This window comes from Candidatus Rokuibacteriota bacterium (genome assembly GCA_030647435.1).
Classification (GTDB): Bacteria; Methylomirabilota; Methylomirabilia; order Rokubacteriales; family CSP1-6; genus AR37.
In genome coordinates, this window is sequence record JAUSJX010000077.1 from 1 (window position 1) to 17515 (window position 17515).

Below are 17515 nucleotides of genomic sequence, written 5' to 3' on the forward strand. Positions count from 1 at the left end.
CTGTGCCAGTTCAGTTCAGGTCTGAGAACGGGTGTTGATATGACTTCCGCTGTCAAGCACGGTGACGCCGGGACCGGACGTGCCGTTTTGTCGCTGTGTACCGCCTCCGATTTCGTGGGCACCGGGTGGCTCGTCACCGGCGGAATGGGCTCTCTGGGGGAATACCCAGATAGCGCCCCCCCTGGCGATCGTCGATTGTGAGCCCTCTACGGCCCCCGGTTTCGTGGGCCGCGCCCCCCAAGGCCCTCCCGGCCCCGGCGCGCGGGGGCGCGCGCGCACCGGCGCCGGGGTGTGATGCCCGCGGTGTTCGCCCTCATAGTGGGTGCTCGAGCCATCGGAAGAGACGGAGCCTGTAACTGCGACGGTTGATCATGCTGATATCCGTGGGTTGGGTACCACCGTACTTGTGTCCGTCGCGGCGCCTGCTTCGCTCTATGGGCGAGGATCGTCGCCTCGTAACACCGTCGAAGGTTGCGCCGATACCGGGGCCGCGTCTCCGCCGATGGCTCGAGATCGTGATCAATGGGTCTGCGCTCCGTGCTGCTCGATGCGCTCCTCTTCGCTCGGTCAGGGGGCCAGCGGGACGGTGCGGGCGATCGCCCAGGCGAAGGCCGCCATCTCCCGGGCAATGGCGGCCCCGACTTGGTTGGCGTGCTTGCCCCGGGCAATCAACTGGCGATACCGCTTGCACAGGCGGACCTGCGCGTTCCAGCCAATGGCCTGCACCTCGGCCGGGAGCGTCTCCAACCGGAGCTGCAGATGCCGGCTGACCTTCGCAGGAAACCGATAGGCGCCCACGCCCCTTCCACCAGCGCGCGCCGGGCGTGGCTGTTCCCGGCCTTGGTGATGCCGCCTTGCCGCCGTCGCGCCCCCGAGGAGTCCTCCGACGGGGTGAGCCCCAGGTAGCTCATGAGCTGCCGGGGGTTGTCGAACCGTGTGAGGTCCCCCAGTTCGGCGATCAGGATGATGGCGCTCGTGAGGTCGACCCCGCGCAGCGCCTGGATCGCCTCGACCACCGGGGCCAGGCGCCAGCTCTTCACCGCCTCGTGCAGCTCGTGCTCCAGGCGCCCCAGCCGGTCGTGCTGCTCGGTCACGGCGCGGAGGTACTCGTGAAAGACGATCTGCGGGGCGGGCGTGGGGCAGACGACTTCGGAGAGCCAGCGCAGATGGGCGGCGTTCCAGCTCGCCCGGCCTTCGTAGCGAATATCCTGCCGCAGCAAGAAGGCCTTGAGCCGATGCGTGGCCGCTGTGAGATCCTGCATCGCGTCTTCGCGCGCCCGGCTCAGGTCGCGCAGGGCCTCGTCCTGCACCTGGGGCACATAGATGGGGGTGAGATCGCCGCTGCGCAGGAGCCGGGCCAGCGTCCTGGCATCGCGGCGGTCGGTCTTGACCCGGTCGCCGGGCTTGCGCGGAATCAGCGACGGGGCGACGACGTGGCAGGTCACGCGCTTCCGGGTGAGGTACCGATACAGCCAGTACCCGCACGGGCCGGCCTCGTAGACGAGCACGAGCCGCGCGGCCTTGGCCTGGAGCTGCCGGAGCAGCTTGTCGATGTCGCACTGCCGCGTGCCGATCGGGCCCAGGGATACGACCTCGGCGCCGCGGTCCTCCGGCGCGTAGGCGACGGCGATGGACTCCTTGTGGACGTCGAGACCAACGTAGAGAGTTTTGCTAGACTGTTCCATGGCTGACCTCCAAGCTCGTTGTGGGAATGTGCCCCGCGCACATGGCGGCGCTGGCCCCAAGGCTAACCCGCGTTGAGCCGGAGGTCAGCCTCTCCTCTTGGAAGTCATAATGTCTATGTTACCTACGCTCTCGCAGAGCCGCGGGAGGCCGCGTGAAAGCCTGCGGGCGCGTCCGCCCTCGGCAGACCCGGGCCGAGAGCCCGCTGCCGCACGCGCGTCTTGACGCCATCGCATGGCAGGAGCAGTATCGCTGTCGATGGCGCACGGGCGCTGGACACACCGCGAGGAGGCCGATCGCGCGAGACCGAGGCCATGAGCAGGAGACGGACGCAGATGCGCGCGGATCGTCTTCGCGGCTTTCGCGAGGACCTCATCGACTTCTCGATGTTCCCCTGAGCCGCGGGAGGGTACCATGCGACATCGCTTCCTCGCAGCCGTCATCGTCGCCGTCGTCGCGGCCGCCACCGGGGCCCTGGTCAGCGCACAGACGCAGCCCGCGCCGCCCCGCTTCGAGGTCGATCCGTCCTGGCCCAAGCCACTGCCCAACCGCTGGCTCATGGGCCAGGCCGCAGGGGTCGCCGTGGACCGCCAGGACCATATCTGGGTCGTCCAGCGGCCGCGCACGCTCACCGAGGACGAGAAGGGCGCCACGCTGACGCCGCCGCGCAACGAGTGCTGCGTGCCTGCGCCTTCCGTGATGGAGTTCGACCTCGAGGGCAACCTCCTTCAGGCCTGGGGCGGCCCCGGCCAGGGCTACCCGTGGCCGGACAACGAGCACGGCATCACCGTCGACGCCCAGGACAACGTATGGCTGGCAGGCAACGGCCCCAAGGACGGGATGATCTTGAAGTTCACCAGGGACGGCAAGCACGTGAGGACCATCGGCCAGCCCGGTGTGGTGGGCAACGACTCCGACACCGCGCACATGAACCGTCCCTCGAACGTCGCCGTCGACATCGCCGCCGGCGAGATCTTCGTGGCCGACGGCTACGGCAACCACCGCGTGATCGTCTTCGACACCAGAACCGGCGCCTACAAGCGTCACTGGGGCGCCAATGGCCGGCCGCCGGGCGATGCGTCGGTGAAGGGCTTCGGCAACCCGGTGCACTGCGCCCGGCTGTCCCGCGACGGCCTGCTCTACGTGTGCGACCGGGTCAACAACCGCATCCAGGTCTTCCGCAAGGACGGCACCTTCGTGAAGGACTTCGTCGTCGCGCCCGACACGCGCGGCAACGGCTCGACCTGGGACGCCGACCTGTCGCCCGACGCCGCGCAGACGTTCCTCTACAACGCCGACGGCGAAAACAACCACGTGTGGACGCTGCTGCGCGACTCCGGCCGTATCCTCGGCTTCTTCGGTCGCAGCGGCCGGCAGGCGGGGCAGTTCCACTGGGTGCACAACATGGCCGTCGACTCGAAGGGCAACATCTACACGACCGAGGTCGACAACGCCAAGCGCGCCCAGAAGTTCGTGGCGCGCTGACGCGCGGGCGCGTCGGCGCGGCTGGGCCGCCCGGGCGCCCTGCCGCGCCACGTCGCCGCCGGTATCCTCGTCCGGACCATGTCACCCGGCGCCGTGACCCACGACCGCCAGCTGTGCCAGTTCAGTTCAGGTCTGAGAACGGGTTATGTTATCTACGCTCTCTGGTAGGGAGGTGGCGATGGAGCTACAAGGGAAGGCCGCGCTCATGACCGGGGGCGGCACCGGGCTGGGGAGGGCGATCAGCCTGGCCTTGGCCCGCCAGGGGATGGCCGTGGCGGTCAACTACTCGCGCTCCGAAGCCGAAGCGCACGCCACCGCGGCCGAGCTGCAGGCGCTCGGGGCGCAAGCGCTGGCGGTACAGGCAGACGTGCGTGACGAGGCGCGGTGCGGGTGATGGTGGCGCGGCTCGTGGCCAAGTTCGGCCGCCTGGACCTGCTGGTCAACAACGCCGGGGTAACCCGTTACATCCCGTTGCAGGACCTGCAGGCGGTGCGGAGTGAGGACTTCGATCGCATCCTAGCGGTGAACGTGAAGGGCGCGTTCCTGTGCGCTCAGGCGGCGGCACCGCACCTCAAGGCACACGGACGGGGCAAGATCGTCAATGTCGCCTCGAATTCCGCGTTCGTTCCGCGCGGAAGCTCCCTGCCCTACATCGTCTCCAAAGCGGCGCTGGTGATGCTCACCACCTGCCTGGCCAAGGCGCTGGCGCCAACCGTGCAGGTCAATGCGGTCTGCCCCGGCTCGCTGGCGACACGCTGGCTGAGCCAGTATTTTCCGCCCGAGATGCAGAAGGAGATCCTGGAGAGCGCCGAGCTACCGCCGGTTGACCTGGACGACGTGGCTCAGGCGGTTGTGCTCTTCGCTCAGAACGACTCGACGACTGGCCAGGCGCTGGTGCTGGACCGCGGCGAGGCGCTGGGGTAGAGAGAGCCGTTGAGCGCCACCGCCTGGACCAGCTCTCCCAGCGTCGAGATCAGGAGCGGGGCATCCAGGCAGCGACGGTGGCCGCGTTCGCCCGACGCGCCGCGACCTACGTGGACAAGATTCTCAAGGGTACGAAACCCGCCGACCTGCCCGTCGAGCAGCCGACGAACTTCGAGCTGGTGATCAACCTCAAGACCGCCAAAGCGCTCGGGCTCACGATCCCGCCATCGCTGCTGGGACAGGCCGACGAGGTGATTCATGAGGCGGGACTCTATACCTTGATTATTTCCAGGGCTCCCTGAAAGCGGTAGTATGCAAACGCCGGAGCAGGGTAACGGTTCGAGGTGCGAGCCAGCCGGAGGAGCAGCCATGCCCATGTACGAATACCACTGCGACAAGTGCCAGCGTGCGGTGATACTCACCCTGTCTATTCGCGAGCACGAGAAGGGCAAGGTTAAGTCCCCAAGTGTGGCAGCAAAGCCCTCCGGCCACTGTTGAGTACGTTCGTCTCTCAGACCTCAAGAAAATCCTAACGATCCCGCCGTCGCTGCTACTGTGGGCGGATCAGGTGATTGAGTAGGGGGTTGACACATGGCCACGAAGAAGTCACCGAAGCGAAAGGTAAGGAAGCGGACCCCGGTCACCGCGAAATTCCTCGACGCGTTCGCGGATGCGTGGAACCGGCACGATGTCGACGAGCTCATGCGCTTTATGATCGAGGACTGCGTGTTCGAGGCAAGTGCCGGATCGGCCGTCTGCGGGATACGCTATGAGGGGCGGGAACAGGTACGGAAGGGATTCGGCGAGGTCTTTGCGACGTTTCCGGACGCCCACTGGGGAGGGGCCCGACACTTCATCAGCGGCAACCGGGGTGTGTCGGAGTGGACCTTCACGGGGACGCGTGCGGATGGTACACGGGTCGAGGTCACAGGGTGCGATCTCTTTACCTTCCACGATGGAAAGATTGCGGTGAAGAACTCGTATCGGAAGAATCGGACGGCGTGAGCCATGAGCGCCTTCAACCTGGCCGGGATCCTTGCCCACCACGCGGACCGTTTCCCGGACCGCCCGTGCCTGGTATGGGGGCGGGAGACCATCACCTACGGGGAGTTGGACCGGCGCGCGGCGCGGACGGCTACGGGGCGGCGGCGCCTCGGGATCGGTCAGGGGAACGTCGTGGCGGTGCTCCTCTACAACTGCCCGGAATTCATCGAGGTGATGTTCGCCATTAGCCGGATTGGCGCAATCTTCATGCCGATCAACTGGCGGCTGGCCGGAGCGGAGGTCGCCTACATCGCCAGCCACGCCGGCGCCGCGCTCGTAGTCTCGGAGCCCGAGCTGGTCCCGCTGGCCGAGGCCGCCCGGCCGCAGCTCGCCGGAGCCCGTTTCGTCTGCGTCGGCGCGGCGCCCGCGGGCTGGACCGCCTTCGAAGTCCTCCGCCAGGACGGCGACGCGCCGGCCATGGAGCCCGTGGCAGGCGACGACCTCCACCGGCTCATGTACACGTCGGGGACGACAGCGCGGCCCAAAGGCGTCATGATCACCTACCTAACCTTTATTGGAAGAACATCGCCCACGTGGCCGAGTTCGGCATCACGGGCGAGGACAAGGGGCTCGCCTGCGGCCCGCTGTACCACGTGGGCGCCCTCGACCTGACGAGCACGACCGTGCTGTACGCGGGCGGCACGATCGAGATCCACCGGAAGTTCGAGGCCGAACCCGTGCTCGACGCGCTGGAGGGCCACGGCATCTCCAACGTGTGGCTGGCCCCGGCCATGGTCAACCAGCTCCTGGCGCACCCATCCCTTGAGCGCCGGGATCTCTCGGGCGTGCGGCTGATCATCGACGGCGGCGAGAAGATGCCGCTGCCGCTGATCGCGCGGCTCCTCCGCGCCTTCCCGAACGCGTGGTTCGCCGACGCCTACGGCCTCACGGAGACAGTGTCCGGCGACACCTTCCTGGACAAGCGCAAGACGGTGGAGAAGCTCGGGTCGGTGGGCAAGCCCTGCCTCCACCTGGAGGTCCAGGTCTGGGATGACGACGGCCGGTCGATGCCGCCTGACGCGCTCGGGGAGATCGTCCTCCGCGGGCCGAAGGTGTTCAAGGGATACTGGAAGGACGCGGAGGCGACGGTTGCCGCGTTCCGGGGCGGCTGGTTCCACACCGGCGACATCGGGCGGCTGGACGCCGACGGGTTCCTCTACATCGCGGACCGGAAGAAGGACATGATCATCAGCGGGGGCGAGAACATCGCTTCGCCCGAGGTCGAGCGGGTGCTCTACGAGCACTCGGCGGTGCTGGAGGCCTCCGTGGTGGGCTGCCCGGACACCCGGTGGGGCGAGGTGCCGATGGCCTTCGTGGTGCTGCGGCCCGGGGCCCGCGCGGCCGCGGAGGAGCTGCTGGAGTTTTGCCGCGCCCGGCTCGCCCGGTTCAAGGTGCCGCGCGCGGTACGCTTCATCGAGGCCCTGCCGCGCAACCCGTCAGGCAAGGTGCTCAAGCGCGTGCTCCGCGAGCAGGCCGCCGCGCCCGAAGAGGGCGAATCGCGGTGAGTCAGGGAGGGGACGTGACCATGCGAATCCCGATGGTGGAGATCGAGGCACTTGACCCGGAGCTCAGGGGCATGCTCGCCAAGCGGGTCCACCGGCAGAAGCTCGACGAGCTGGCCGCTGATCGGCAAGGGCTCACGCAGTTCACACTCCCCAACACCGGCTGCTCCAATTTGGCTCTCTCTTGGACGATCTCGTGTCGGACTACAGGCTGCGTAGGGTCAAGTCCCTCGGCTCCGTCCTGTCCCACGTCAAGCCCGTGAGAGCCCACTTCGGGGACTGGCGGGCAGTGGGCATCACCTTCCGGGCGATCGAGGCCTACATCTCCAAGCGCCGGAAGGACCAGAAGTCAAACGCGACCGTCAACCGCGAGCTGGAGCTTCTTCGGCGGGCCCTGCGCCTCGCCCACGACCGTCAGCTTCTCCCCACTATCCCGAAGGTGAAGACGCTCGAGGAACAGAACGCTCGGCAGGGCTTCTTCGAGCGGCCCGACCTGGAGGCCGTGGTCGCTGCCCTGCCCGCCTACCTGCAGGACTTCACCCGGTTCGCCTACCTCACGGGCTGGCGGAAGGGCGAGATCATCTCCCTCCGGTGGACCGACGTGGACCGGGACGCCGGGGCGATCCGGCTCCGCCCTGAAGCGGCCAAGACCGGCCGGGGCCGCACCGTCATGCTGGAGGGTGATCTTGCCGAGCTGATTGACCGTCGCTGGCAGGCCCGACTGTTCGAGAAGGACGGCCACGTCCGAGTCGCCGCGCTGGTGTTTCACCGAGACGGTGAGCCCGTGGGAGATTTCCGCAAGGCCTGGGCCACCGCCTGCCGGGCTGCCGGGGTCCCCGACAAGCTGTTCCACGACCTGCGTCGCACCGCTGCCCGGAACATGGTGCGCGCCGGGGTGCCCGAGCGAGTGGCCATGGCGGTGACTGGCCACCTGACACGCAGCATGTTCGACCGCTACAACATCGTCAGTGAGGACGACCTCCGGATGGCCTCGCAGAAGACGACGATGTACGTGGACACCTTGCCGACGAGGCGAGCTCCTAGGTGATTCCCGGGTCGCCCGTCACCGCAGGCCAGTCGGTGAACCAGGGTGGCCGCGGCAGGCGCGGCTTGATCTCCTACCGAGGAAGTGAACCCCCAGTTGGGCTTACAGGGGTAAAAGGGGGATTCGCGGTGGGTTCTAAGAGCGCGCTCGGGGAGTCAGTTATTCTTACCCGCGCCACTCAGTTAGAAATAAGTGTTCGCCTTTCTGTTCGCGAACATTCGTTCCTCCGATTGGATCGAACCTTTCTGTCTCTTAGGGCCCCTCCGCGAAAACCAGTCTAACTGCGAAAAGAGCCGACCTCGCCTCACGCCTGCATCCCTCCCCTGAGTTCGCTACGGGCGATCAGGGCCAGTTGCCGGACAAAGCGGTCCTCTCCCCCCGGGCCTCCCTCGCCGCGTGGAGCGGGTGGGCGACATGCGGCCGCCCCTGCGGATCCCCAGCCTGAGAGATCGTTCCCGATTTCATTGCTGCGCCCGCGCGGATCGCTACTTTTTGCCGCGCTTCGGCTTGAGGTACACGGCCGCGCCGCGCTCCAGCACGCGGAAGGCGAACGACTCGGTCAGGTAGAGGGAGACCTTGTCCTTGTCGTGCCCCGCGTAACCGATGGAGAGATCCTGCCCGACGCTGAGCTGAAAGTCACCGCCGCGATGCGAGAGCAGCACTGCGCCGTCGACCTTTGGTGCCAGCACCATCGGCCCGTCAAGGAAGTGCTCGACGCGCTCGCGGATCGGATAGCCATCCTCCGCGGCCTGGGCCAATCCTGCGTAGCAACCCGGCCCGAGCGCCAACGCATAGGGCCCGTTGATCCCGCCGCGTCGCAGCGTCTCGACGGCGTCCACCACGATGGACGGATAGTCCGCGTAATCGTCCGGGATGGTAATCGCCGGATGTGGGCTGGACGGGATGATGCCCTCGATGCCACCGGCTTTGAAGCCGTTGAAAATCGCGGTGTCTTCCGCGTGCGCCGCTTTCTCCGCGGCACTGACCACCGCTGGAAGATCCAGCACCGCGCCGCGGGAGGCGTTGTCGAGCTCCATCATCGGCAGCTCGAACGGCACGCGGATCTCGATCAGTGGCACGACCCCGCGCACGCCCCACGGCACGCCGAGGCCGCCGTCGGTCCTGATGGTGAGCTGGCCCGTGTTGACTGCAGAGTATTGCCAGCCGTGCGGACCATCGAAATCAACCAGCTTGCGTCCCGCCAGGTTGAGCCGGAGCACGCGCTTGGCTTCGTCGTCGATTTGTTTCCAGGCCTCCGGGGTGATCGGTGCATGATTGCGTTTCAACAGGTCCACGGCTCATCCCCCTTTCATGCTGCCGATGCCGAGCGCCTCGGTGGCTGAGGCGCCAGGACTCTCTGTCCCAGCGCCTTTCTCGATTCCAGTGATCGGCTGCTCAGTGAACAGGTACTTTCGCAGCATCTCGTTGAAGTGGTCATTGTGACGGCGGATCCACTCCATGACCATCGAGGCGTGCTCGATCTCTTCGTTCTTGTTGTGCAGCAGCACATCCTTCAACTGCGGATCGGAACATGCGTCGACGCGTTGCTGGTACCAGTCGATGGCCTCCAGCTCCTCCATCAGGCTGACGATCGCACGGTGCATCTCGCGCGTCTCCCCCGACAGCAGCTCCAGCGATTCGTGATACGAGGCACTCGCCATTCGGTCCTCCCTCAGTGTCCAGTTATACGCTCACCGACAGATCGTTCCAACACCACGGATTCATCCGAATGTGGTGACGGGACAGGCCAGCTGGGAGCCCGGCTACAGCCCGAGGTCCAGTGTGTGCACCTTCTGAAAGCGCTGCGCCACGTCCTCCCAATTGACCAGCTTCCAGAACGCCGTGACCCAGTCGCCTTTGACGTTTTGATACTGCAGGTAGTACGCGTGTTCCCACATGTCGAGGACCAGCAACGGCACCGTACCGTTACCGATGTTGCCCTGGTGGTCGTAGACCTGCTCCACGACCAAGCGCTGACCGACAGGCTCCCACGCCATCGCCCCCCAACCGGAGCCCTGAACGTTGAGCGCCGCTTCCGTCAGCTGGCTCTTGAAGGCGTCGAAGGTGCCGAACGACTCTTGGACTGCCGCCGCCAGCTCGCCCACTGGTTGTCCGCCGCCGTGCGGGCTCATGTTGCGCCAGAAGAGTGAGTGCAGCACGTGCCCGGAGACGTGAAAGGCCAGGTTCTTCTGCAGTTGGTTGATCGCCTCGAAGTTGCGTTGTTCGCGTGCCGCAGCGAGCTTGTCGAGCGTCGCGTTCGCGCCGGCGACATAGGCGGCGTGATGCTTGCCATGGTGCAGTTCGAGCAGCCGCGCAGCGTAGTGGGGCTCCAGCGCCGAGTAGCCGTATGGCAGTTCAGGCAGGGTATACTTCTTCATGGTCTCTCTCCTTTGGATGTCCGTCGTCAGCGCCTTTGGGACTCCGGGAGGTTGCGCGGGACCGATAGGTCGCCAGTCAGCCCGCCCCGGGTGCCCTGCATGGCTGCGGCCCGATTGTAGCGAACGCGCCGGGCCAGGGTCCGGCTCTTTTGGGCCGCCCGCCGCCGGAGAATGGCGTCGCACCTGCGAGGTCATCCGCTACGCGAGACGCCTCAGCGGGCGAGCGCTTTGAATGGCTTGGCCGCACGCTGTTCACGGAGAGAACGAGGCCGCATCGCGTTGTCTTCGCGCGCCTGACTGAGTGAGCGTCGCCTCCGGTGGCGGCCCGAGGTATGAGGCCTTGAGCGCGGATTGCCGCGCCAGGTACTCGTCGATCCGGTCCTCGATCTCGCGAGGGAATTGCGGCACTGGCCCCACGAGTTGGCGCTCGTAGACATGGAGCATGACCTCGCGGAAGATCGGCAGCGCCGTGCGGCCCCCGGTCTCCATCTCCCCCAGCGTGCGGTTGTCGTCGAACCCGACCCGGACAGCGACGGTGATCCCCTGCCTCCCGTAGGTGGACCCCACGAACAGCGCGTCGTGGAAGTCGCTCGTCGTCCCGGTCTTGCCCATCACCGGGATCGGAAAGTCGCGGCTATCGAGGCTGTGGGCGGTGCCTTCCGGGAGGCGGACCACGCCGCGCAGCCCCTCCTGGATAAGGCTCAGGTGGGTGGAGCCGATGTAGATCTCGGCTCGGGGCGCCTCATAGAGCACCCCACCGGAGGCGTCGGTCACCCGATCAATGATGTGGGGCACCGCCAGGATTCCCGAGGCCATGGCCCGATAGGCACCGGCCAGCTCCAGCAGCCGCACCTCCGACGCGCCCAGCGCCGTGGTGAGGTAGGGCTGCAGCGGGGTGCGGATGCCCAGATCCCGGGAGGTCCCGATCACCCTGTCCAGACCGATCTCGCGGGTGATCCACACCGCCACCGCGTTGCGGGACTCGGCCAGTGCCTGACGCATCGTGATCAGACCCTTGAACTGCTTGTCGTAGTTGGCAATCCACTTCACCGGACGATTGGTCCCTGCGGGGACCCAGACGGGCTCGTCTGGCACCATACTGTCGAGATTCATGTCCTGGCGAAACGCGGCCAGGTACACCAGCGGCTTCCATGCCGAGCCCGGCTGCCGCAGCGAGCCCGTGACGCGGTTGTAATCGGAGTAGCGGGTGTAGCGACCCTTATCGAGCTGCCGCCCCCCCGCCTCGGCCAGGATCGCCGCGTCCGCGTTCCGCAGTACTACCACCGAGCCCTGGATCAACCCTTTCGCCCCGAGGTGACGCTTCTCGTAGAGGGCCAGGCCGTTCTCCAAGGCTTCGTTCACGATGGTCTGCACCCGATCGTCCACGGTGGAGCGGACCGAGATCCGTCCCTGGAAGAGGTCCTCGACCCCGAAGCGGCCGGCGCCATGCTGTTTCACCTCGTCCAAGACGGTATTGATCGCTGCGGGCGCGTGGGTCTTGACGGGGCTATCGGTCGCCACGAGGATCGGCTCGGCCTGGCAGCGCTTCGCGAGACCCTCGGGGATGTAACCGTTGCGGGCCATCAGGGCCAGGATCTCGTTGCGGCGGCGCAGCGGCCGCGGGTCGCCGGGCACCGGGCTGTAGTCCCGGGGCGACTTCGTGATCCCCGCCAGCAACGCGGCGTTTCCCGCGTCCTCCACCGTGTAGCTCGACAGGGACTTGCCGAAGTAATACTCCGAGCCGGCGGCAAGACCGTAGCGACCGTTGCCCAAGTAGGTGAGGTTGGCGAAGCGGGCGAAGATTTCGCGCTTCGCCTGCTCCTGCGATCCGTAGCGCCCGCGCATCTCCTCCTCGAGCCAGAGCGCGAGGCGGACTTCCTCGAGCTTCCGCAAGAGCTTGTTCGTGGTCGGAACGCCCAAGGCCGCGGAGAGAAGCCGCGACGTCACACTGTCGCGGAAGAGGGCGGCGCCGTTCTCGCGGCTCACACGGTCCCGGAGGAAGTAACCGCGGACGAGCTGCTGCGTCAGCGTCGAACCCCCCTGGGGGAACCGCAGCCGCAACTCGAGGCCGCCCTTCCGCCAGGCGGCCACCGAGTGCACGGCCGTCTTGTAACCCACCCGGAGCAGCGCCCGGTACTCTATGCCGGCGTGGGAGAAAAAGTTCTTGTCTTCGGCCGCCAAGATGGCGTCGCGAAGAACGGGAGGTACCTCGTCGTAGGGGACGACTCGGCGGTACTCCCGTGCCAGCTCAACCAGCACCTTGCCGTTGATGTCGGAGACTTGGCCGATCGTGGGAAGCTCGAAACGGATGAACGGGTCGAGGTCAGGCAGCCCGCTCCGGTTGAAGTAGATGTGCTGGACAAGCCCCACCCCCGAGAGCAGGAACAGCAGTACCAGGGCGGAAACCGAGACGCAAACGGTGCGGCGCGAGCCTATCGACCGCAGAATGCGGGCCACAAAGCAGCTGGAGGAAGCACCAGGGCCCCTATCAGTTGCGCGGAATTTGGGAGCCCTGGACCGCTGTCCTGACGAGTCACGTCCAGCAAGTGGCCTTGTCACGGTTGGTCCAGCCTCCGCCGAGTCGTCTTTTGAAGTCGTCCGGATCGTGATTCTGGCTCGATTCTAGTTGAGGGTATCCGGCGTGCCTATTGGACCTTGGTCTACGACTTTGCTGAAGTGCTCCCCGATTGGATTGCGCACCGTGGGGAGGTAAGATGCGGCGGGAGGATCGATCCGCTGGATGACGACGGGGTCATCGATCGTGGCAATCAACTGCATCCGCCCGACGGCGACGTCTCGGTAGAATGATCGCCGGCTGCGCGAAGGCTGGGGCGAGGGTGACCTCGCTCCAGCCTTCTTCGCGTAATCCTTAGCCGATCACTTGACCTCCTTCATGGGCGCGCCGCAGCAATTCCCAGCTGTGGGAGACGTCTTCCCACACTTCGCGCACTTGTATTGCGCCATGGCCTCTCACCTCCTCTCTTGAAACAATGCTCTCAATTCGCGTTGATGATGTCCATGTTGGTGCGCTACTTCGTGAAGGTGAGTTCGTTCTTGACCGACTTCACGCTGGGGACGTCGCGCGCCATCTCGGAGGCCTTGGCACTTGCGCCGATGGTCGGCACCTGACCCGTCAGCGTGACGACACCGGCATCGGTGCGGACATCCACCTTCTTGAGCTGCTTATCCTTGGAAAGGCGCGTCACGACGGCTTTCGCAATGTCGCTATCGTTGGCGTCCACTGCCTTCCGGGCCGTCGGCGCGACCACCTGGAGATCGTTCTTCACGGACTTCACGCCTTCGACCCCCTGCGCGATATCGCTGACGGCGCTCTTGGCCTCGGCGGAGTCGACCTTGCCGCGGAGGTGGACGACCCCCTTGGTGGTGTCGACGCTGACCTGGCTCCCCTTCACCCGCTCGTCGGCGAAGAGCGAGATCTTAACCTTCGAGGTGATCCAGCTGTCGGTAACCATCGTTTTGGTTTCTTGCGTCGTGGTCTGGGCCTTCTCCTTGGCCTTGTCCGCCGTGTCGGCGGCGCCCGCCGTCAGCGGGGCCACGGCGACGAGTGCCATCATGATCGCTGCCGTAATCGTCCTAGTACCGTACCGCATAGTCCGATCCTCCTCACGCAGGAGTTTAACGCTACCTACTCGCCGGCGACTCGTTGTCCTGTCGCCGGGATCTCGAGCTGCACGGGCCGTCCATCCGCATCGCGATCGCTTTGCCCCTGCTCATCGTCCGCGCAACCGGCGATTATTACTTGGCCGGGCGGCGGGGTCGGTTGCCTGTAAGAGAGTCCTTTACTCTATCCACCGCCCTCTCCCGCTTTTCCCTTCTTAAATGTTTCTGGCAGTTACGTGCCGTTGACTCAACATCGCTCCCATCAGGACTGGAATTCGGCTGGTGTCTTGAAGCCGCCCTGGTGGAACGTGAACCCACTTCCCGCTTGCATCGTCTACGCGCCCAAGGGCCAGCTCACCGTAGGCCACATCGGAACGTCACAGTCCTGCTTCCGTCCGGGTTGGCTACCATGCTCGACGTCATCGGCTGCGAGCCGTACTTTTGGCAGTAGGCGCCAGCGGTCTGCGACGCTTGCACCAGCTCCTGATCCGTCCGATAGGTGTAGCTCTGGCTCGGAGTGGTCGGCGGCGGCGCGGGAAACGCGGTTCGCACGCATTCAAAGACCACGGCTTTGCTGCCGTCTGCATTGTTTGTGATGTTCGCGGTTCGCGGGGCAGTCTGATATTGACTGCAATACGTCGTCGCGTTCTGGTTGGCCTGAACCAGTTCCTGGTCAGTCCGGTAGTTGTAGGTAACGGTCGGGTTGCTCGACTGCACCGGCTGTTGCGACGAGGGCAACGGTGCACAGGAGGCAACGGCCCCGGCCGCCAACACAGCGACTGCCCACACGTTCACCCTCCGGAAACGGCGAAAGATCATGACCATCTGAAACCCTCCTTCACTTTCTCGGTGTAGACACCCAACGTCGGTGCCTCCCGATGTCTTCCCAGGCCTCTGAACCCGGGAGTGGCGAACTGCCATCTGCGACGCCAAGAATGTCGTGTGACACGACTCCGTCCCTCGCCAAGGGGCGCCGTCCCCGCTATGTTCCGAGGACTTTCTTCACTTGGCCGATTTTCTTTTGGACCTTCCCAGCGATCTTTTCGACCTGGCCTTCGGCTTCTAACTCGGGATTGTTCGTCGCTCGTCCAACCTTCTCTTTAACTTTGCCTTTCACTTCGTGAAACGTTCCTTGTGCCTTGTCCTTCGTGCTTGGCTTCATGGCTTGTCTCCTTTGACTCGATCGATGTGCGAGTCCCCGTTAAGAGCCTTGAACCGTCCGTGCATGTGCCAACACCTGTCCCTCGATGTCAGATCGATCCTGGAAAGGGTCAACGCAACGCGCCGACCAGGTACAAGACCACCACGATGAGCAGGACCGTCCCGACGACCCCCAGGCCCCCGCCTGTCCCCCATCTGGAATAGCCGTAATAGCCGCCGCCTCCGCCGAACACCAGGAGCAGAAGAAGAATGAGTAGCAGCATCGAACGTCTCCTTTCAGCGTGTGACCACTGCTCCCCCACGAGCATCGCTACGTTTCGGGAGAACGTGCCTCCAATTAGGCATGATGCTCCGCCGCTTCTACCGCGTCGACCGAGGCCGTGAGCGGTCCAAGGTCCACGACCTTCTCGCGCGTCGTGTACGTGATGCCCTGGTAGGCCAGGGCGACTATGCCGAGAATGATCAGCACGACACCGACGAGCGTCACGGGTCTCACGGCGCTCTCCTCCCTCTCTTGGTCATGCTTTTCTCACTGCTGGTGCCGGGCGAATCGCTTCCTCCCCTGCCCGGAGAACCTCGCCGACCTGCTCCTTCGTGTCCTGCAAGAATTCGTCGGCCCGGTACAGGACATCCCCGCCGCGGTCCAGCACCTTCCCGGCCGTCTCCTCTACCGCCCGAACGCCCTCGGCTACCTTCGTGCGCACCCCGCGCGTCCTCTCCTCCACGTACTCCTCCATCTCCCGTCCCCACAGCCATACGACGCCTGCCCCCATGAGCGCTCCCAGGACAAACACCCCACTGGTTCGCATCGCGGTCCTCCTCGTTAGAGGTTTCAGCCGATCCCGTCTCAACGGCGCGATCTGCCGTCACGTGACCCGCACGTCGTTCTTGACGGACGTCACCCCCGCGACCTCGCGTGCGACTTGGACCGCCTTGTCGATGTCCGTCTGAGGCCTGACGAAGCCGCTCATCTGGACGGGGACGTGATCAAGGTCCCGGTTCGACGCCTGGGTGACACCGGCGTTGTGATGGGCCCGCTCGCCGGGGACAGGTCGACCCGCGGCTCCCGCATCGCCGACCGCCGTGACGAGGCAGAAGAACGTCTTCGACTCGTCCCACGCCACCCGGGTGAACCATCCCGGAGACACCAACACTGTCTTACCCGCCCACCAATGCTCGGTGTCGACGACCAGGTACCGGATAGCCCAGGCCCTGTCGTCCACAAGAACATCCTTGACGTGGCCGATCTCCCCATCTTCCGCCCGGATGGCGTAGCCCATGACCGTGGTCGCCATCTGGAGGTGCAGGTCGTCACCGTCTCCGGCGCGGGCCAGGCTCTCGGGCAGGACGCCGCACGGCGGAGCCGAGCTCACTGACCTGATCTCGACCTCCGCCATGCTCAAGCCAAGGCGAAGGGTGGCCGGGTCCGACCTCCGGACGGATGTGGGGGAGACGAATAGCCGACGACCCGGAAGCGACGGGCCGGTATCGACCACCAGATAGCGCACAGCCCAACTCCGGTCGTCGAAGTACAGGTCACGCACGCTTCCGAGATTACCGTCCGTCGCTGCGATGGTGAACCGCTTCAAATCGCTGATACCGCGCAGCATGACACGCCCTCCCTCCTGGCCTGCACGACGCCATCGGCCGGACGCGAGGCATCGCCGTCCCCTCGTGTGCGATGTCAGCCGAACCCGCCGCGCCGCCTCGATCTGCGGTCACTTGATCCGCATGTCGTGCTTGACGGCCTTCACGCCCGCGATCCCGCGTGCGACGCGGACCGCCTGGTCGATGTCCGCCTGGGACCTGACGAAGCCGCTCAGCTGGACCACGCCCTTGAACGTCTCGACGTTGATCTCGTTGACCTTCAGGGTGGAGTCGTTGAAGATCGCCGTCTTCACCTTCGTCGTGATCACGGAGTCATCGACGTACTCTCCGGTCCCCTCTTTCGTTGCCGTCGAACCGCACCCCCAGGCCGACACCAACACGAAGGCGAGGACAAGGATCCCGACCCCTCTCAGTGGTCTCATGGCCATACCTCCATTCGAATGACGATCCAGGTGAAAATCACTCAAAGAGCCGACTCACCGCGGCGCCGTCAGATAGATCGGCGGCCGCCAAGGAACTGGAACACGACGACAATGACGGCGACCACCAACAGCAGGTGGACCAACCCGCCGGCCGAGTACGAAGTGATCATACCGAGCGCCCACAGCACCAACAGAATGACCGCGATGGTCCAAAGCATGGCAGGCTCCTTGTCAGCGCTCGACCGGAGTCGGCGCTGGGCGTGTGATCGAGTCTCCGTCAATTTCGATGAACACCATCGGCGGCTCCGGCGCCCGCCGGATCGTCCAGGTGACGGAGGCCACAGATCTCGTGTGCGGCTTGACCCCGTCCCACGCGCCCCCCGTCGGCCGGCGCCCGCTCGGGCTCGCCGGCCTCTCGCGGCGGCATTCGTAGAAGCCATCCGTCGCGAGCGCGCCCAGCACCTCGTCCGGCTGGCCAATCCAACCCTTCCCCTGCTCGGCCCACGTCATCCGGCCCTGCTTGTACAGATCGTTGAGCGTGGGCATGAGGCTGTCCATCTGCCGCATTCTCTGTCCCCGGTCCTGCTGAAGGCACATGACGTCACTCTCCAGTCTTTAGGCGCTGGATTATCACCTCGGGAT

General features: G+C 65.5%; 17 protein-coding genes and 4 pseudogenes. 6 read left to right on the forward strand and 15 right to left on the reverse strand.

Going from position 1 to position 17515, the window contains the following annotated elements; all coding sequences use genetic code 11:
- Positions 1-567: 567 nt before the first annotated feature.
- Positions 568-1685 (reverse strand): annotated as a pseudogene (locus tag Q7W02_13845) (IS110 family transposase).
- A 412-nt stretch (positions 1686-2097) separates the two neighbouring features.
- Here Q7W02_13845 and Q7W02_13850 point away from each other — a divergent pair.
- The 6 genes and pseudogenes from Q7W02_13850 (at position 2098) to Q7W02_13875 (ending at position 7686) form a co-directional block, all read left to right on the forward strand.
- The gene (locus tag Q7W02_13850; protein ID MDO8477251.1) at positions 2098-3168 is read left to right on the forward strand and encodes a hypothetical protein; all 1071 of its coding nucleotides are present in this window, start codon (positions 2098-2100) and stop codon (positions 3166-3168) included.
- 205 nt (positions 3169-3373) lie between these two features.
- A pseudogene (locus Q7W02_13855) lies at positions 3374-4092 on the forward strand (SDR family oxidoreductase).
- Between the two features lie 92 nt (positions 4093-4184).
- Positions 4185-4394 (forward strand): annotated as a pseudogene (locus tag Q7W02_13860) (ABC transporter substrate binding protein).
- A gap of 289 nt (positions 4395-4683) precedes the next feature.
- Positions 4684-5097 (forward strand): nuclear transport factor 2 family protein, encoded by a 414-nt coding sequence (locus Q7W02_13865; GenBank protein MDO8477252.1) that lies wholly within the window; start codon positions 4684-4686, stop codon positions 5095-5097.
- Between the two features lie 3 nt (positions 5098-5100).
- A pseudogene (locus Q7W02_13870) lies at positions 5101-6641 on the forward strand (long-chain fatty acid--CoA ligase).
- A 193-nt stretch (positions 6642-6834) separates the two neighbouring features.
- The gene (locus Q7W02_13875; protein MDO8477253.1) at positions 6835-7686 is read left to right on the forward strand and encodes a site-specific integrase; all 852 of its coding nucleotides are present in this window, start codon (positions 6835-6837) and stop codon (positions 7684-7686) included.
- 482 nt (positions 7687-8168) lie between these two features.
- On the opposite strand, the gene Q7W02_13880 is transcribed toward Q7W02_13875, so the two are convergent.
- The 14 genes from Q7W02_13880 to Q7W02_13945 all read right to left on the reverse strand — a co-directional run bounded on the left by Q7W02_13880 (position 8169) and on the right by Q7W02_13945 (position 17431).
- Entirely contained in the window at positions 8169-8978 is an 810-nt protein-coding gene (locus Q7W02_13880) for a family 1 encapsulin nanocompartment shell protein (protein ID MDO8477254.1), read from the reverse strand.
- A gap of 3 nt (positions 8979-8981) precedes the next feature.
- Positions 8982-9344, reverse strand: coding sequence for a ferritin-like domain-containing protein (locus tag Q7W02_13885; protein MDO8477255.1), 363 nt, complete (start codon positions 9342-9344; stop codon positions 8982-8984).
- A gap of 102 nt (positions 9345-9446) precedes the next feature.
- The gene (locus Q7W02_13890; protein ID MDO8477256.1) at positions 9447-10061 is read right to left on the reverse strand and encodes a superoxide dismutase; all 615 of its coding nucleotides are present in this window, start codon (positions 10059-10061) and stop codon (positions 9447-9449) included.
- Between the two features lie 252 nt (positions 10062-10313).
- Positions 10314-12518, reverse strand: a complete 2205-nt coding sequence (locus Q7W02_13895) for a transglycosylase domain-containing protein (protein ID MDO8477257.1) — start codon at positions 12516-12518, stop codon at positions 10314-10316.
- A 572-nt stretch (positions 12519-13090) separates the two neighbouring features.
- Positions 13091-13672, reverse strand: a complete 582-nt coding sequence (locus Q7W02_13900; GenBank protein ID MDO8477258.1) for a BON domain-containing protein — start codon at positions 13670-13672, stop codon at positions 13091-13093.
- 364 nt (positions 13673-14036) lie between these two features.
- Complete coding sequence (locus Q7W02_13905; protein MDO8477259.1) at positions 14037-14507, reverse strand: hypothetical protein; 471 nt, start codon at positions 14505-14507, stop codon at positions 14037-14039.
- 157 nt (positions 14508-14664) lie between these two features.
- A complete protein-coding gene (locus tag Q7W02_13910) occupies positions 14665-14844 on the reverse strand; it encodes a CsbD family protein (GenBank protein MDO8477260.1) in 180 nt (59 codons plus the stop codon).
- A gap of 109 nt (positions 14845-14953) precedes the next feature.
- Entirely contained in the window at positions 14954-15106 is a 153-nt protein-coding gene (locus tag Q7W02_13915; GenBank protein MDO8477261.1) for a DUF3309 domain-containing protein, read from the reverse strand.
- A 74-nt stretch (positions 15107-15180) separates the two neighbouring features.
- The gene (locus Q7W02_13920; protein ID MDO8477262.1) at positions 15181-15339 is read right to left on the reverse strand and encodes a hypothetical protein; all 159 of its coding nucleotides are present in this window, start codon (positions 15337-15339) and stop codon (positions 15181-15183) included.
- 22 nt (positions 15340-15361) lie between these two features.
- Positions 15362-15652, reverse strand: a complete 291-nt coding sequence (locus tag Q7W02_13925; protein ID MDO8477263.1) for a hypothetical protein — start codon at positions 15650-15652, stop codon at positions 15362-15364.
- A 57-nt stretch (positions 15653-15709) separates the two neighbouring features.
- Positions 15710-16216 (reverse strand): BON domain-containing protein, encoded by a 507-nt coding sequence (locus tag Q7W02_13930; protein ID MDO8477264.1) that lies wholly within the window; start codon positions 16214-16216, stop codon positions 15710-15712.
- Positions 16217-16561: 345 nt separating this feature from the next.
- Positions 16562-16873, reverse strand: a complete 312-nt coding sequence (locus tag Q7W02_13935) for a BON domain-containing protein (protein MDO8477265.1) — start codon at positions 16871-16873, stop codon at positions 16562-16564.
- A 68-nt stretch (positions 16874-16941) separates the two neighbouring features.
- Positions 16942-17091 (reverse strand): lmo0937 family membrane protein, encoded by a 150-nt coding sequence (locus Q7W02_13940; GenBank protein ID MDO8477266.1) that lies wholly within the window; start codon positions 17089-17091, stop codon positions 16942-16944.
- 13 nt (positions 17092-17104) lie between these two features.
- Positions 17105-17431: a hypothetical protein gene (locus tag Q7W02_13945; GenBank protein MDO8477267.1), complete on the reverse strand. Its 327-nt coding sequence runs from the start codon at positions 17429-17431 to the stop codon at positions 17105-17107.
- Positions 17432-17515: the final 84 nt, after the last annotated feature.

Excerpts from the sequence above, each read along its gene's own strand:
- Q7W02_13850 (MDO8477251.1), top strand. The coding sequence starts at position 2,098 with ATGCGACATCGCTTCCTCGCAGCCGTCATCGTCGCCGTCGTCGCGGCC.
- Q7W02_13865 (MDO8477252.1), top strand. The coding sequence starts at position 4,684 with ATGGCCACGAAGAAGTCACCGAAGCGAAAGGTAAGGAAGCGGACCCCG.
- Q7W02_13885 (MDO8477255.1), bottom strand. The coding sequence starts at position 9,344 with ATGGCGAGTGCCTCGTATCACGAATCGCTGGAGCTGCTGTCGGGGGAG.
- Q7W02_13890 (MDO8477256.1), bottom strand. The coding sequence starts at position 10,061 with ATGAAGAAGTATACCCTGCCTGAACTGCCATACGGCTACTCGGCGCTG.
- Q7W02_13900 (MDO8477258.1), bottom strand. The coding sequence starts at position 13,672 with ATGCGGTACGGTACTAGGACGATTACGGCAGCGATCATGATGGCACTC.
- Q7W02_13905 (MDO8477259.1), bottom strand. The coding sequence starts at position 14,507 with ATGGTCATGATCTTTCGCCGTTTCCGGAGGGTGAACGTGTGGGCAGTC.
- Q7W02_13910 (MDO8477260.1), bottom strand. The coding sequence starts at position 14,844 with ATGAAGCCAAGCACGAAGGACAAGGCACAAGGAACGTTTCACGAAGTG.
- Q7W02_13915 (MDO8477261.1), bottom strand. The coding sequence starts at position 15,106 with ATGCTGCTACTCATTCTTCTTCTGCTCCTGGTGTTCGGCGGAGGCGGC.
- Q7W02_13925 (MDO8477263.1), bottom strand. The coding sequence starts at position 15,652 with ATGCGAACCAGTGGGGTGTTTGTCCTGGGAGCGCTCATGGGGGCAGGC.
- Q7W02_13935 (MDO8477265.1), bottom strand. The coding sequence starts at position 16,873 with ATGAGACCACTGAGAGGGGTCGGGATCCTTGTCCTCGCCTTCGTGTTG.
- Q7W02_13940 (MDO8477266.1), bottom strand. The coding sequence starts at position 17,091 with ATGCTTTGGACCATCGCGGTCATTCTGTTGGTGCTGTGGGCGCTCGGT.
- Q7W02_13945 (MDO8477267.1), bottom strand. The coding sequence starts at position 17,431 with ATGGACAGCCTCATGCCCACGCTCAACGATCTGTACAAGCAGGGCCGG.